Genomic DNA, 14,222 nt, shown 5'->3' with positions numbered 1-14,222 from the left:
CGGGGCAATGGGTCGGCAAGGGCCTCCCGTCGGATTCCCGTCGTCCGCCCGGAGGGCGGGCATGGCGGCGTCCGGCGCCTTGCGAGCGCACGCACCAGGCGTCGCCAGGCAGGCGGGAATCCGACGGCAGGGCCTCCGGGGCCGCTGATACGTCAGGGGTGCGTGGGTCGGCTGCCGTACTCTCGACCCATGTCGCTCTACGCCGCGTACGCCGGCAACCTCGACGCGCGGCTGATGACCCGCCGCGCCCCGCACTCGCCGATGCGCGCCACGGGCTGGCTGAACGAGTGGCGGCTGACGTTCGGCGGCGAGCACATGGGCTGGGAGGGGGCGCTGGCGACGATCGTCGAGGACCCGTTCTCGCAGGTCTTCGTCGCGCTGTACGACATCGCGCCGCCGGACGAGGAGTCCATGGACCGCTGGGAGGGCGTCGGCCTGGGCGTCTACCGCCGGATGCGGGTGCGGGTGCACACGCTGGAGGGCGAGGAGTCGGCGTGGACGTACGTCCTCGACGGGTACGAGGGCGGTCTGCCGTCGGCCCGGTATCTCGGCGAGATCGCCGATGCCGCAGAGTCCGCGGGCGCGCCGCACGACTATGTGATGGAGCTGCGGAAACGGCCCTGCTGAGGCACGTCAGGTTCACAGTTGGACCACAGGGGTCGCAAAGGTCCCGTTGTGTCACGGCGTTCGTTGGAAACGACAAGACAACGATCGCCATCCCGTGAGCTCTGCCATCTACGCGCGTAGGCATTGAGCGGCTACCCTCGACGCGTGAACGCATCTCTTCTTCCGGACGACATCCAGGGCGACCCGCACGCCGCCGCCGACGCCGCCGCCGCGCGTCTGCGCGAACTGACCGGCGCCGAGACCCACGACGTCGCCCTCGTGATGGGCTCCGGCTGGGCACCGGCCGTGGACGCCCTCGGCGCACCCGACGCCGAGCTCCACGTCACCGAGCTGCCCGGTTTCCCGCCGCCGGCGGTGGAGGGTCACGGCGGCAAGATCCGCTCGTACAAGATCGGCGAGAAGCGGGCCCTGGTCTTCCTGGGCCGTACGCACTTCTACGAGGGCCGCGGTGTCGCCGCCGTCGCGCACGGCGTCCGCACCGCCGTCGCCGCCGGCTGCAAGACCGTGGTGCTGACCAACGGCTGCGGCGGGCTGCGCGAGGGCATGCGGCCCGGGCAGCCGGTGCTGATCAGCGACCACATCAACCTGACGGCGACCTCGCCGATCGTCGGCGCGAACTTCGTCGACCTGACGGACCTGTACTCCCCGCGGCTGCGCGCCCTGTGCAAGGAGATCGACCCCAGCCTGGAGGAGGGCGTCTACGCCCAGTTCCCCGGCCCGCACTACGAGACGCCGGCCGAGATCCGGATGGCCCGGGTGATCGGGGCGGACCTGGTGGGCATGTCGACGGTCCTGGAAGCCATCGCGGCGCGGGAGGCGGGGGCCGAGGTGCTGGGTATTTCCCTCGTGACGAACCTGGCTGCCGGGATGACGGGTGAGCCGTTGAACCACGAGGAGGTTCTGCAGGCGGGGCGGGACTCGGCGACTCGGATGGGGTCGTTGATCGCTCAGGTGCTCGGCCGGCTGTAGGCGCCGTTGCTGGGGGCTGCCGCCCCCAGACCCCCGCTTCGGCCTGAACGGCCTCGCCCTCAAACGCCGGACGGGCTGAGACTGCCGACCGGCGCTGGAAAGCACAGCCCCGGAATCCCCCGGACCACAACGAGAGGCTGACCGACCGTGCACGACGATCTCATCGCCCGGGCCTCGACCTGGCTCGCCGAGGACCCCGACCCCGAGACCCGCGACGAGCTCGCCAAGCTCATCGAGGCCGGTGACGTCGCGGAGCTCGAAGAGCGATTCAGCGGCACCCTCCAGTTCGGCACCGCAGGTCTGCGCGGTGAGCTCGGTGCCGGCCCGATGCGGATGAACCGTGCGGTCGTCATCCGTGCCGCCGCCGGTCTGGCCGCGTATCTCAACGCCAAGGGAGAGCGCGGCGGGCTCGTCGTCATCGGCTACGACGCCCGGCACAAGTCCGCCGACTTCGCGCGCGACACGGCGGCCGTGATGACGGGCGCGGGCTTGCGGGCCGCGGTGCTCCCCCGCCCGCTGCCCACCCCCGTGCTCGCCTACGCGATAAGGCACCTCGGCGCGGTCGCGGGCGTGGAGGTCACGGCCAGCCACAACCCGCCCCGTGACAACGGCTACAAGGTCTATCTCGGCGACGGTTCGCAGATCGTGCCGCCGGCCGACGCGGAGATCGCCGCCGAGATCGACGCGATCGTCTCCCTGGACGACGTACCGCGTCCCGAAGCCGGCTGGGAGACCCTCGACGACAGCGTCCTGAACTCCTATCTGGCCCGCACGGACGCGGTGCTCGCCACTGGCTCCCCGCGCACCGCGCGCACCGTCTACACGGCCATGCACGGCGTCGGCAAGGACGTCCTGCTCGCCGCGTTCGCGCGCGCCGGTTTCCCGGAGCCCGTCCTCGTCGCCGAGCAGGCCGAGCCCGACCCGGACTTCCCGACCGTCGCCTTCCCCAACCCGGAAGAGCCGGGCGCCATGGACCTCGCCTTCGCACAGGCCCGTGCGACCGACCCGGACCTGATCATCGCCAACGACCCCGACGCCGACCGCTGCGCCGTGGCGGTCAAGGACGGCGGCGACTGGCGGATGCTGCGCGGCGACGAGGTCGGCGCGCTGCTCGCCGCCCACCTGGTCAGGCGCGGCGCCCAGGGCACCTTCGCCGAGTCGATCGTCTCCTCCTCCCTCCTCGGCCGTATCGCCGAGAAGGCGGGTCTGCCGTACGAGGAGACCCTGACCGGCTTCAAGTGGATCGCCCGCGTCGAGGGGCTGCGCTACGGCTACGAGGAGGCCCTCGGCTACTGCGTGGACCCGGACGGGGTGCGCGACAAGGACGGCATCACCGCCGCGCTGCTGATCACCGAGCTGGCCTCCGAGCTCAAGGAGGAGGGGCGGACCCTGCCGGACCTCCTCGACGACCTCGCCGTGGAGCACGGTCTGCACGCCACCGACCAGCTCTCGGTCCGGGTGGAGGACCTGTCGGTCATCGCGCGCGCCATGCAGCAGCTGCGGGAGCAGCCGCCGACCGAGCTTGCGGGCCTCGCCATCACCAGGGCCGAGGACCTCACCCGGGGCACCGACAAGCTGCCCCCCACCGACGGGCTGCGGTACACGCTCGACGGCGCCCGCGTCATCGTCCGCCCGAGCGGCACGGAGCCCAAGCTGAAGTGCTACCTGGAGGTCGTGGTCCCCGTCGCCACGCACGCCGGCCTCCCGGCTGCCCACGCCACCGCGGGCGGCCTCCTCGCGGCGATCAAGCGGGACCTGTCGGCGGCGGCCGGCATCTGAGCCGTACCGCTCACTGCGCTTTCCCGGGGGCAACCCCCGGACCCCGTGCAGAAAGGCAGGTAGGCCGGGATGACCGGTGCGGCCATCACGAGGCAATCCCGAGTCAACCTGCCGTACCGCTCGAACTTGAAGGGGTGCCCCCGGCCACCGCCCGGGGCTCCCCTTCGAGTGTTTTACCCAGGGCTGTTGACCCGGCCGCACCACCCCGCCCGGACGCCCGGACACCGGTGGACCGGAAGCGCACCGCCGAGCCGGTCCCGGAGCCCCCTGTCCACGACCGTATTCCGGCCGACACCCGGAGCGACGACCGCGCCCGCCGGCCGAGAGCCGCAGCCCCATGGCGTGCGGTCCGCGTCCTGTCGGCGATCGTCCTGGGCAGCGGCGGCGTCTGCTTACGCCGGCACCGAGCGCGAGCGGGGTCGTGTCGTCGGCGGAGGTTCCCGCGCGCCCGCGTCCCCTGCCGGGCTTCCCGCTCCTGCTGCCGGTGGCCCTGCACCTGACCCGCGCCTCCGGCCGCTGCCGCACCCTCTTCTGACGGCTGCCGTGCCCGGCTCGGCGTGCCTCAGCGCGCACAGGGTCCTGCTGTGGCCGAGCGCGCCGGGAGCCGGACCTACGCCAGGATCAGACCCGCGGCCCAGACGAGCGCCACGAGCAGGGCCACCGGCCACAGCAGACGCCTGCGCTCCCGCTCACCGGCCGCGGCGAACGGCCGGTAGGCGGGCTCCCGCCACATCGCCGGCCGCGGTGATCCGTACGATCTCGGGCCGCACCAGCGGCCACACCACGTGCAGCGCGAGGAACGCGTCGGCGAAGGGGTGCACCCGTCAGTCGGCGAGCCCGCAAGCGGCGAGCAGGGCGCACAGGTTCACCAGCAGGATCACGCGCAGGGGCACCCGCACCGGCACCCAGCGAGGCACCGACGCCTGCGTCCAGCGGCGCGTGGACATGCCTTCCCAGGGCGGGCAGCCGTCGGGTATCGCGGCAGCGGGCAGCTGCCGGGGAGGCGCGCTCATGGTTTTCCGGACACTCAGGACCACCGAGGTGGCAGCGGTACTCGGTTCCGTCCGGGTGGGGGGATGGCCGTCGTGGCCGAGGTGTGAGGCGAGCATGCCGAAGAAAGCGGTGAAGCGGTAGCCCTGAGATCACGGCCAGGCCTGCCCGGCGGCGCAGGTGCAGGTCAGCCCGTCGCCACCAGAATCGCCAGCAGCACCGCCCCGGCCAGCGCCGGACCCGCGATCTCGTACGCCCAGCGCACCGTCACCTCGCCCTGCGCCGTCTCCACCTGCTCATGGGCCTCGAGCAGCGCGCGCAGGTCGTCCATGACCTTGTCGCTCTCGGCGCGCACGGGCCCCTCGGGGACGGCGGCGCCGGTCGGGAGCCCGCCGCGCCCGAAGACACCGCTCAGACGGCCCCCCGCGGCCACGCGGCTCGCCCCGCCGGACCGGTCCATCGCCCCCCTGGCCTCCTGCCGTGCCGCCTTCTTCCGCGCCCGCAGCGAGACGGGGACGGCCCACAGCTGGTACTTGCCGCCGGACTTCACGACCACCTCGTTGGAGTAGCCGGACCGCAGCAGGAGGACCTCCCCCCAGGGCACGACGACGATGCGGAAGGGGTTGCGGATGCGCAGCCGCTCCTCGTTGGCGTGGACGGCGGGGCGGAGTGTGAAGGCCACGATCAGCGGCGCGACGAGGATCATTGTGGCGAGCGCCAGCCAGGGGGTGCGGCCGTGCCCCGAGACGATCGCGTCGATGCCCAGCCAGCCCGCGATGGCAAGCAGCAGGACGCCGCCGGCGATACCCCCGGACGACCGGTAGGCCCGGTCCTTGAACTCGGAGGCCGGTGGCTGCGGTGCTGGGGACTCGTGGTCCGGGGTCGTCATGGTGCCGATTCTGCCTCAGCCTGCCGGCGGGAGCGGATGCGCCTGAGCGCCGTGGGGGATCTGTCCGTCTGCGGGTGCTGGTCGTGGGTGGCTTGTCGCGCCCACGCGGCGGAGCCGCATATTGATACAGCCTCGCGTCCCTCGAGGTCGGATTCGTCCCCTGCGGTTCACAGAGCCGCTCTTCCGGGGTGTACAGCCGCTACGCGCGTAGATATGCTCGTCTGGTGACCATGCCCACCACTGCACCCACAGCACACGCTCTCGCTGACGTCGCCGCGTCCGACAGCACGCTGCGCCGCTTCCTCCACGGGCTGCCCGGCGTCGACGCGGTCGGCCTGGAGGCGCGCGCCGCCTCGCTCGGCACCCGTTCCATCAAGACGACCGCGAAGGCGTACGCCATCGACCTCGCCATCTCGATGGTCGACCTGACGACGCTGGAAGGCGCGGACACCCCGGGCAAGGTCCGGGCGCTCGGCGCCAAGGCGGTCCACCCCGACCCCACGGACCCTGCGACCCCCGCGACCGCGGCCGTCTGCGTCTACCCCGACATGGTGCCCGCCGCGAAGGAGGCCGTCGCCGGCTCCTCCGTGAAGGTCGCCTCGGTCGCCACCGCCTTCCCGGCGGGCCGCGCGCCGATCGCCGTGAAGCTGGCCGACGTGCGCGAGGCCGTGTCCGCGGGCGCCGACGAGATCGACATGGTCATCGACCGCGGGGCGTTCCTCGCGGGCAACTTCATGAAGGTGTACGACGAGATCGTCGCCGTGAAGGAGGCCTGCGGGACGTCGGCCCGCCTCAAGGTCATCTTCGAGACCGGCGAGCTGTCGACGTACGACAACATCCGCCGCGCGAGCTGGCTCGGCATGCTGGCGGGGGCGGACTTCATCAAGACGTCCACCGGCAAGGTCGCGGTCAACGCCACCCCCGCCAACACCCTGTTGATGCTGGAGGCCGTGCGCGACTTCCGCGCGCAGACCGGCATCCAGGTCGGCGTGAAGCCCGCCGGCGGTATCCGCACCTCCAAGGACGCCATCAAGTTTCTCGTCCTGGTCAACGAGACCGCGGGCGAGGACTGGCTGGACAACCACTGGTTCCGCTTCGGCGCCTCCTCGCTCCTGAACGACCTGCTGATGCAGCGTCAGAAGCTGGCCACCGGCCGCTACTCCGGCCCCGACTACGTGACGGTGGACTGATCACCATGGCATCCGCATTCGAATACGCCCCGGCACCCGAGTCCCGCTCGATCGTCGACATCGCGCCGTCCTACGGCCTGTTCATCGACGGCGAGTTCACGGACGCGGCCGACGGCAAGGTCTTCAAGACGGTCTCCCCGAGCACCGAGGAGGTGCTGTCGGAGGTCGCCCAGGCCGGTTCAGAGGACGTCGACCGCGCGGTGAAGGCCGCCCGCAAGGCGTTCGAGAAGTGGTCGGCGCTGCCCGGCGCCGAGCGCGCCAAGTACCTGTTCCGCATCGCCCGGATCATCCAGGAGCGCAGCCGTGAGCTGGCGGTCCTGGAGACGCTGGACAACGGCAAGCCGATCAAGGAGACCCGCGACGCCGACCTCCCTCTGGTCGCCGCGCACTTCTTCTACTACGCGGGCTGGGCCGACAAGCTCGACCACGCCGGGTTCGGAGCGAACCCGCGACCGCTGGGCGTCGCCGGCCAGGTCATCCCCTGGAACTTCCCGCTCCTGATGCTGGCGTGGAAGATCGCGCCCGCGCTGGCGACGGGCAACACGGTGGTGCTGAAGCCGGCCGAGACCACCCCGCTGTCGGCGTTGTTCTTCGCGGACATCTGCCGCCAGGCCGGCCTCCCCAAGGGCGTCGTCAACATCCTTCCCGGCTACGGCGACACGGGCGCCGCGCTCGTCGCGCACCCTGACGTCAACAAGGTCGCGTTCACGGGGTCGACGGCGGTCGGCAAGGAGATCGCCCGCACGGTGGCGGGCTCGCGCAAGAAGCTCACCCTCGAACTGGGCGGCAAGGGCGCCAACATCGTCTTCGACGACGCCCCGATCGACCAGGCCGTCGAGGGCATCGTCAACGGCATCTTCTTCAACCAGGGCCAGGTCTGCTGCGCGGGCAGCCGCCTCCTCGTCCAGGAGTCGATCCAGGACGAGCTCCTGGATTCGCTCAAGCGCCGCCTCTCCACCCTCCGGCTCGGCGACCCGCTCGACAAGAACACGGACATCGGCGCGATCAACTCCGAGGAGCAGCTCTCCCGCATCACCACCCTCGTCGAACAGGGCGAGGCGGAAGGCGCCGAGCGCTGGTCCCCGGCCTGCGAAATCCCGTCCTCCGGCTACTGGTTCGCCCCGACGCTCTTCACGAACGTCACCCAGGCGCACCGGATCGCCCGCGACGAGATCTTCGGCCCGGTGCTGTCCGTCCTCACCTTCCGCACCCCGGACGAGGCGGTCGCGAAGGCCAACAACACCCCGTACGGCCTGTCGGCGGGCATCTGGACGGAGAAGGGTTCGCGGATCCTCGCCGTCGCGAACAAGCTCCGTGCGGGCGTCGTCTGGTCCAACACGTTCAACAAGTTCGACCCGACCTCGCCGTTCGGCGGCTACAAGGAGTCGGGCTTCGGCCGCGAGGGCGGCCGCCACGGCCTGGAGGCGTACCTCGATGTCTGAGAAGACCGAAAAGACCGAGCGTTTCGACCGTCTGTCGGTCTTCAAGACCTACAAGCTGTACGTCGGCGGGAAGTTCCCGCGTTCCGAGAGCGGCCGGGTGTACGAGGTGACGGACTCCAAGGACAACTGGCTGGCCAACGTGCCCCTTTCCTCCCGCAAGGACGCCCGTGACGCCGTGGTCGCCGCGCGCAAGGCGTTCGGCGCGTGGTCGGGCGCGACGGCGTACAACCGCGGTCAGATCCTCTACCGCATCGCCGAGATGCTGGAGGGCCGTCGCGAGCAGTTCGTGCGTGAAGTGGCCGACTCGGAGGGCCTGTCGAAGTCGAAGGCGGCCGCTGTCGTCGACGCGGCGATCGACCGCTGGGTCTGGTACGCGGGCTGGACCGACAAGATCGCCCAGGTCGTCGGCGGCGGAAACCCGGTCGCGGGCCCGTACTTCAACCTGTCCTCCCCCGAGCCGACGGGCGTGGTCGCGGTCCTGGCCCCCCAGGAGTCGTCGTTCCTCGGCCTGGTCTCGGTGATCGCCCCGGTGATCGCGACGGGCAACACGGCGGTCGTGGTGGCCTCCGAGCAGTCCCCGCTCCCCGCGCTGTCCCTGGGCGAGGTCCTGGCCACCTCCGACCTTCCCGGCGGCGTCGTCAACGTCCTCTCCGGCCGTACGGCGGAGATCGCGGCACCGCTGGCCGCGCACCAGGACGTCAACGCGATCGACCTCGCCGGCGCCGACGACGTACAGGCGAAGGAACTGGAGATCGCGGCGGCGGACAACCTGAAGCGGGTTCTCCGTCCACAGCCTGTGGATGAAGCCGACTGGTCGGCGACTCCGGGCACCGAGCGCATGACGGCGTTCCTGGAGACGAAGACGGTCTGGCACCCGACGGGTTCGCTGGGCGCGTCGGGCTCGGCGTACTGAGCCCACTGCAAAGCCGAGAGCCGCGTCCTCCCTCCGTCCGGGGAAGACGCGGCTCTCTCATGCGCGGGCCGGGTTCAGACCAGGCGGGGTCCGCCCAGCAGCATGGCGGCCGTCGTCAGCGCCGCCGGAACCGTACCGACCGGGCTCGTCTCGGCGAGGTAGCTCAGCCCGGAGAGCGGGCCGGCGATGTGGTTGTCCGTCGGGTTGACGGTGTTACGGGTGAGGGCGCCCCGCTTGAGGCCCTGGACGGAGCCGGTGACGGACCGCACCTGGCCGGTCGGCGCCTGCAGGCTCTTCTGCGGGTCGAGCTTGCCGAGCGCGTTGGCCGCGGTGGCCGGCGACAACGGCACCTTCACGGCGGCCGTGGAGTCCGCGGACGCCGTCGCCGCGCTCGCACCCAGGGCCGCCGAGACGGTCGCGAGGGCGATCAGGACGCGCCGGGCGTGGGGCTTGGAGGGGGAAGCGTGTCGTGCCATGGCAGTAGTCACCTTGTATTCACTGGATTCGCTGAGTAATCAGGTCGACACGAAGGGTAGTTGAGATGTGATGCGCACTCCAAAGCCGACCCGCGGGGTCGGCAGCGCGTACGGAATACGTCAAACTGGTGTCCCGTGAGCATCCATCTCCCCTCCCCCGCCCGCGTCGTGCTGCTCTGCGGCCCCTCGGGCTCGGGCAAGTCCCTTGTCGCCGCCCGCTCGGGCCTCCCCGTACTGCGCCTCGACGACTTCTACAAGGAGGGCGAGGACCCGACGCTGCCGCTGGTGACGGGAAGCTCCGACATCGACTGGGACCACCCGGACTCCTGGGACGCGGACACGGCCGTCGCCGCGATCGCGGAGCTGTGCCGCACCGGCCGTACGAAGATCCCCGTCTACGACATCTCCCGCTCCGCCCGCACCGGCGAGGAGACCGTCGACATAGGGCGGACCCCGCTGTTCATCGCGGAGGGCATCTTCGCGGCCGAGATAGTCGAGCGCTGCCGGGAGTTGGGGCTGCTGGCCGACGCCCTGTGCCTGAACCGCGGCGCGGTCCGCACGTTCCGCCGCCGCTTCCTGCGCGATCTCAAGGAGGGCCGCAAGTCGGTCCCGTTCCTGCTGCGCCGCGGCTGGCGCCTGATGCGCCAGGAACGCTCGATCATCGCCCGCCAGACGGCCCTCGGCGCCCACGCCTGCGACCGGGACGAGGCCCTGGGCCGGCTGGCCGCGGCCGCGGTGGGCCGGCGCCCGGCGGCGACCCCCACACGCTGACCGCACACACAAAAGCGGGAGCACACAAAAGCGGGAGCACAAGCAAAAGCGGGACTGGACGGACCCCCCGGCCCTCCAGTCCCGCTTCCCCCGTTCCCCCGTGGTGCTTCCCCCATGAACCCCGTTGGTCCCCCGTGGGTCCCCCCGGTTACTGCTCCCCCGTACTTCCCCCGTTACTTACTGTTCCCCCCAACCCTCAGGCGACGAGCTCCCCGAAGGCGTCCTCCTCGTCACGGCCGAAGCTGAGGACCTCGTCCTCGCGCAGCCGGCGGAGCGACCGCCAGATGCTGGACTTCACCGTGCCGACACTGATGTCGAGGATCTCCGCGATCTCCGGGTCCGTGCGGCCCTCGTAGTAGCGCAGGACCAGCATGGTGCGCTGGAGTTCGGGGAGGCGGGCGAGCGCCTGCCACAGGACCGCACGCAGCTCCGTGCCGCGCATCGCGTCCGTGTCGCCGGGCGTCTCCGGCAGTTCCTCGGTCGGGTATTCGTTCAGCTTGCGGCGGCGCCACGCGCTGATGTGCAGGTTCGTCATGGTGCGGCGGAGGTAGCCCCCGACCGCGGCCTTGTCGCTGATCCGGTCCCAGGCCTTGTACGTCGAGAACAGCGCGCTCTGCAGCAGGTCCTCGGCCTCGAAGCGGTCACCGGTCAGGTGGTAGGCGGTGGCGTACAGGGAGGCGCGGCGCTCCTGGACGTAGGCGGTGAACTCCGCCTCCGACAGCGACCGACGCTCCCCCGTGTCCTCCCTGTACGCGCTTCCCCCGTGCGTTTCCCCCGTGAAGGTGTCAACCACCGTCATGTACGCGGTGTGCTGACGCCCGGCGCCGCGAGCGCACCCCCGCCCGCTCACGGCACCGGACTTCTCGGAACCCCGGCCCCCGTTCACGTCGTGCAGGCGCGTGATCACTGCGCTGGTGCTGGTGCTGTGCAGCATGTTCATCTCGCGCCCCCCGTCGTGGACTTCCGGTGTTCGGCTTGCTCAGGCGGTGGATCTCTGCGGTGCTTCCTTGCCTGTGCCGAGAAGCTTGCCCTCGCACCTTCATGGCCGTGTCCGCCGACTGTCACAGACCTGTCACAGGGGTCGGCCGCAGGGAAGGCACAGCACGGTCACAGAGAAGAGCGGTACGGGCACGCAGGCGTACAGGTCCGCAGCAGGAGTCGAAACCCCGCCCCACCATGGGCCAGAATGAGCGCGTGCCTACCCTGTTGCTGATCGAGGATGACGACGCCATCCGTACGGCCCTGGAGCTGTCCCTTACGCGCCAGGGTCACCGGGTTGCCACCGCTGCCACCGGTGAGGACGGTCTGAAGCTCCTGCGCGAGCAGCGGCCGGACCTGATCGTGCTGGATGTGATGCTGCCCGGCATCGACGGGTTCGAGGTGTGCCGGCGCATCCGGCGCACGGACCAGCTGCCGATCATTCTGCTCACCGCGCGCAGTGACGACATCGATGTGGTCGTGGGCCTGGAGTCCGGCGCGGACGACTATGTGGTCAAGCCGATCCAGGGGCGGGTGCTCGACGCCCGGATCCGGGCCGTGCTGCGGCGCGGGGATCGCGAGTCGACCGACGCGGCGAGCTTCGGCAGCCTGGTCATCGACCGCGCGGCCATGACCGTGACCAAGAACGGCGAGGACCTGCAGCTCACGCCGACCGAGCTCAGGCTGCTCCTGGAGCTGAGCCGGCGGCCCGGCCAGGCGCTGTCCCGGCAGCAGTTGCTGCGGCTGGTGTGGGAACACGACTATCTGGGCGACTCCCGGCTGGTGGACGCGTGCGTCCAGCGGCTGCGTGCCAAGGTCGAGGACGTGCCGTCGTCCCCGACGCTGATCCGTACCGTGCGGGGCGTGGGCTACCGGCTGGACACGCCTCAGTGACCGAAGCGCAAGGGGGGGTTCGCGGCTGGGCCGCGACCCGCAAGGGACATCTTTCACGGCTGCGCTTCACCAGTCTCCGGCTCCGCCTGGTCGTCGTGTTCGGCCTGGTGGCGCTCACCGCGGCCGTCTCCGCGTCCGGGATCGCGTACTGGCTCAACCGCGAGGCCGTGCTCACCCGCACCCAGGACGCGGTGCTCGGCGACTTCCGGCAGGCGATGCAGACCCGGGCGGGCACCCTGACCGCGCACCCCTCGCAGGACGAACTGCAGCACACCGCGGGGCAGATGGCGAACAGCAGCCAGCGCTTCAGCGTGCTGCTCGTCGCGCAGGACGCCGACGGCAAGACGGTCTACGGCAGTTCGGGCGGCCTGGACGGCTTCTCGCTGCAGGACGTGCCCAAGTCGCTGCGCGCGGCCGTGACCAGGAAGCAGCAGGTCGACTCCGACAACAAGTACGCCTACCACCTGTACTGGCAGCGTGTCGTCGACCACGGCACGCCGTACCTGGTGGCGGGCACGAGGGTGATCAACGGCGGGGCGACCGGCTACATGCTCAAGTCTCTGGAGCCGGAGGCCAAGGACCTCAACTCCCTGGCCTGGTCGCTGGGGATCGCCACCGGGCTCGCGCTGGTCGGCTCGGCGCTGCTCGCGCAGGCCGCCGCCTCGACCGTGCTCAAGCCCGTGCAGCGGCTCGGGGTCGCCGCGCGCAGACTCGGCGAGGGCAAGCTGGACACCCGGCTCAGGGTGTCGGGGACCGACGAACTCGCCGATCTGTCACGGACGTTCAACTACGCGGCCGAGGCGCTGGAGAAGCGGGTCGAGGACATGGCCGCGCGGGACGATGCGTCCCGGCGGTTCGTCGCCGACATGAGTCATGAGCTCCGTACTCCGCTCACCGCGATCACCGCCGTGACGGAGATCCTGGAGGAGGAGCTGGAGGCCGAGTCCGGGTCGATGGACCCGATGATCGAGCCTGCCGTACGGCTCGTCGTCAGCGAGACCCGGCGGCTCAACGACCTCGTCGAGAACCTCATGGAGGTCACCCGCTTCGACGCGGGCACCGCCCGGCTGGTCCTGGACGACGTCGACCTCGCCGACCAGATCACGGCGTGCATCGACGCCCGGGCCTGGCTGGACGCGGTGGACCTGGACGCCGAGCGCGGCCTCCACGCCCGTCTCGACCCGCGCCGCCTGGACGTGATACTCGCCAACCTGATCGGCAACGCGCTCAAGCACGGCGGGTCGCCGGTGCGGGTCTCGGTACGGCCCGAGGACGACCGGATCGTCATCGCGGTGCGCGACCACGGGCCCGGCATCCCCGAGGACGTCCTGCCGCACGTCTTCGACCGCTTCTACAAGGCGAGCGCCTCCCGCCCGCGCTCCGAGGGCAGCGGACTCGGACTGTCCATCGCCCTGGAGAACGCCCACATCCACGGCGGTGAGATCACCGCCGCCAACTCCCCCGACGGAGGTGCGGTGTTCACGCTGCGGCTGCCGCGGGACGCGTCGGCGCTGACGGAGGAGGCCGAGAAGGACACGGGGAAGAACGGGAACGCCTCATGACCGTACGACGCCGCCTGCCGGCGCTCCCCGTCCTCGCCGCCCTGGCCGCTCTGCTCACCGGCTGCGGCATCCGGCCCACCGAGGTGCCCACGGACTTCGGGGCGGCGCCCTCCCAGGTGCAGTGCTCGCCGGCCCAGCCGCAGGTCTCGACCCAGGCCTCGCGCGGGCTGCCCGTGCAGGTGTTCCTGCTGTGCGGCTCCTCGCTGGTCGCCGTGGACCGGACGGTACGGGTCCCGGACGGCTCCCCGGACTCGAAGCGGCGGGTGCTGGTGGCGCAGGGACTCCTCGACCAGCTCGCGGCGACGCCGTCGCCCGCCGAGAAGGAGGCCGGGTACACCACGGACGTCCGTGGCGGCATGACCGTGAGCGGCCCCCGCTCCGGTGACCCCGACGACACGCTCCGGCTGAGCAACCCGCCCGGCGACCTCACGTCCTTCGCGCTCGCCCAGGTCGTCTGCACGTTCTCCGACTCGGCGGCGGCCGAGGGCGACGGCTCGGTCATCCTCGGGGGCCCCGGCAAGGAGCCGCTGCGCCGCTACGAGTGCACGGACGAGGTCCGCTCCCGCCCGGGCACCGAGCAGCCGCCGTCGAGCGAGGTTACGGGCGGCTGACATACGGGTGTGGTGGAGGCCTCATACAGGTACCTGCGGACGACCCGGAACCGATCCCGCCGCAGGCGGCGTCTAGGGGGGCGTGCAGCATCAAGGCGGGACCGGTGAGACCCGGTGGACTACCGCGCCCC

The 14,222-nt window shown here is 71.3% G+C and carries 15 protein-coding genes; 10 read left to right on the top strand and 5 right to left on the bottom strand.

Features of this window, described 5'->3' with window-relative positions; all coding sequences use genetic code 11:
• Positions 1–189 precede the first annotated feature (189 nt).
• From EDD92_RS29485 to EDD92_RS29475, 3 genes are all read left to right on the top strand, one after another.
• Positions 190–627, top strand: coding sequence for a gamma-glutamylcyclotransferase (locus EDD92_RS29485; RefSeq protein ID WP_030929904.1), 438 nt, complete (start codon positions 190–192; stop codon positions 625–627).
• Positions 628–771: 144 nt separating this feature from the next.
• Positions 772–1,596: a purine-nucleoside phosphorylase gene (locus EDD92_RS29480; protein ID WP_123967134.1), complete on the top strand. Its 825-nt coding sequence runs from the start codon at positions 772–774 to the stop codon at positions 1,594–1,596.
• 147 nt (positions 1,597–1,743) lie between these two features.
• Positions 1,744–3,375 carry a phospho-sugar mutase gene (locus tag EDD92_RS29475; protein WP_123967133.1) on the top strand — a complete coding sequence of 544 codons (1,632 nt, stop codon included), beginning with the start codon at positions 1,744–1,746 and terminating at the stop codon, positions 3,373–3,375.
• 610 nt (positions 3,376–3,985) lie between these two features.
• On the opposite strand, the gene EDD92_RS51390 is transcribed toward EDD92_RS29475, so the two are convergent.
• The 3 genes from EDD92_RS51390 to EDD92_RS29465 form a co-directional block, all read right to left on the bottom strand.
• Complete coding sequence (locus EDD92_RS51390) at positions 3,986–4,108, bottom strand: hypothetical protein (RefSeq protein ID WP_260326825.1); 123 nt, start codon at positions 4,106–4,108, stop codon at positions 3,986–3,988.
• Positions 4,109–4,199: 91 nt separating this feature from the next.
• Positions 4,200–4,388, bottom strand: a complete 189-nt coding sequence (locus tag EDD92_RS29470; RefSeq protein ID WP_123967132.1) for a hypothetical protein — start codon at positions 4,386–4,388, stop codon at positions 4,200–4,202.
• Between the two features lie 164 nt (positions 4,389–4,552).
• Positions 4,553–5,254, bottom strand: coding sequence for a PH domain-containing protein (locus tag EDD92_RS29465; RefSeq protein WP_123967131.1), 702 nt, complete (start codon positions 5,252–5,254; stop codon positions 4,553–4,555).
• 230 nt (positions 5,255–5,484) lie between these two features.
• Between EDD92_RS29465 and deoC the strand changes: the two genes are divergently transcribed.
• From deoC to EDD92_RS29450, 3 genes are read left to right on the top strand one after another with little or no spacing between them, the layout of a single operon-like run.
• On the top strand, positions 5,485–6,444 hold the full coding sequence (gene deoC / locus EDD92_RS29460; RefSeq protein ID WP_123967130.1) for a deoxyribose-phosphate aldolase: 960 nt from the start codon (positions 5,485–5,487) through the stop codon (positions 6,442–6,444).
• 5 nt (positions 6,445–6,449) lie between these two features.
• Positions 6,450–7,886, top strand: a complete 1,437-nt coding sequence (locus EDD92_RS29455) for an aldehyde dehydrogenase family protein (protein ID WP_123967129.1) — start codon at positions 6,450–6,452, stop codon at positions 7,884–7,886.
• Positions 7,879–8,799, top strand: a complete 921-nt coding sequence (locus EDD92_RS29450) for an aldehyde dehydrogenase family protein (protein ID WP_123967128.1) — start codon at positions 7,879–7,881, stop codon at positions 8,797–8,799. The genes EDD92_RS29455 and EDD92_RS29450 overlap by 8 nt, the downstream gene beginning before the upstream one ends.
• Positions 8,800–8,873: 74 nt before the next feature.
• Here EDD92_RS29450 and EDD92_RS29445 read toward each other — a convergent pair whose 3' ends face one another.
• A complete protein-coding gene (locus EDD92_RS29445; protein WP_123967127.1) occupies positions 8,874–9,275 on the bottom strand; it encodes a hypothetical protein in 402 nt (133 codons plus the stop codon).
• 135 nt (positions 9,276–9,410) lie between these two features.
• Here EDD92_RS29445 and EDD92_RS29440 point away from each other — a divergent pair, with 135 nt between their 5' ends.
• Complete coding sequence (locus EDD92_RS29440) at positions 9,411–10,046, top strand: uridine kinase (RefSeq protein WP_123967126.1); 636 nt, start codon at positions 9,411–9,413, stop codon at positions 10,044–10,046.
• A gap of 196 nt (positions 10,047–10,242) precedes the next feature.
• Here the strand turns inward: EDD92_RS29440 and EDD92_RS29435 are convergent, their stop codons facing one another.
• Positions 10,243–10,986 (bottom strand): SigE family RNA polymerase sigma factor, encoded by a 744-nt coding sequence (locus EDD92_RS29435; protein ID WP_030929932.1) that lies wholly within the window; start codon positions 10,984–10,986, stop codon positions 10,243–10,245.
• 254 nt (positions 10,987–11,240) lie between these two features.
• Here EDD92_RS29435 and afsQ1 point away from each other — a divergent pair, with 254 nt between their 5' ends.
• Genes afsQ1 through EDD92_RS29420 form a run of 3 tightly spaced genes read left to right on the top strand, consistent with a single transcriptional unit; the run spans position 11,241 to position 14,091 of the window.
• Positions 11,241–11,918, top strand: a complete 678-nt coding sequence (gene afsQ1 / locus EDD92_RS29430) for a two-component system response regulator AfsQ1 (RefSeq protein WP_030929935.1) — start codon at positions 11,241–11,243, stop codon at positions 11,916–11,918.
• Entirely contained in the window at positions 11,915–13,480 is a 1,566-nt protein-coding gene (locus tag EDD92_RS29425) for a HAMP domain-containing sensor histidine kinase (RefSeq protein WP_123967125.1), read from the top strand. The genes afsQ1 and EDD92_RS29425 overlap by 4 nt, the downstream gene beginning before the upstream one ends.
• A complete protein-coding gene (locus EDD92_RS29420) occupies positions 13,477–14,091 on the top strand; it encodes a hypothetical protein (RefSeq protein ID WP_123967124.1) in 615 nt (204 codons plus the stop codon). The genes EDD92_RS29425 and EDD92_RS29420 overlap by 4 nt, the downstream gene beginning before the upstream one ends.
• Positions 14,092–14,222 lie beyond the last annotated feature (131 nt).

It is taken from the genome of Streptomyces sp. TLI_185, assembly GCF_003814765.1.
Lineage (GTDB): Bacteria > Actinomycetota > Actinomycetes > Streptomycetales > Streptomycetaceae > Streptomyces.
This window is presented reverse-complemented; position numbering and strand designations above follow the sequence as displayed.